Here is a 506-nt window from a genome sequence, read left to right as displayed (position 1 = left end):
TGTTTTGCATTCATAAGGTTTTAATTCACTAACAGATAGCAATAATTGAACAACAGTAAAGCTCTATCTTCTTCAAGTAAAGGGCAGATAAGTTGAAGAAATAGTGAGACAGGCTGGAAAGCAATGAGTATTGTTCAATGATGTCACATGTTAAATAACAATTTGCAAAAGGGTATCTGCTAATATTAAGCTTGATAATAATTGAAAGTAGAGATACAATAATTAATGTGAATGACAATCAGTCATAATAAAAGGGAGGCGTAGATATTATGGATAAAAGAGAAAGAATTATTCAAGCAGCTATTGATGTGTTCTCTGATAAAGGCATTGAAAAAGCGACAGTTTCTGAAATTGTAAAAAAGGCAGGCATTGCTCAGGGTACTTTTTATTTGTATTTCACTTCTAAATTAGCTGTTATGCCAGCTATTGCGGAAGTGATGGTTCACAAAATATTAGACGGTATAAAAAGCGAAGTAAATGATAGTCCGATTCGCCAGCAACTAGAA

Annotated in this window: 1 protein-coding gene; it reads left to right on the top strand. The window is 33.0% G+C overall.

Annotation, left to right across the window (positions count from 1 at the left end; translation table 11 throughout):
• Positions 1 to 269: 269 nt before the first annotated feature.
• The coding region (locus V7147_RS25085) for a TetR/AcrR family transcriptional regulator (RefSeq protein ID WP_438824657.1) at positions 270 to 506 on the top strand (237 nt) is incomplete at its 3' end.

Source organism: Bacillus sp. JJ1521 (genome assembly GCF_036965165.1).
Classification (GTDB): domain Bacteria; phylum Bacillota; class Bacilli; order Bacillales; family Bacillaceae_L; genus Ferdinandcohnia.
The sequence above is the reverse complement of the archived record's forward strand: the minus strand, read 5'-3'. Positions and strand labels throughout refer to the sequence as shown.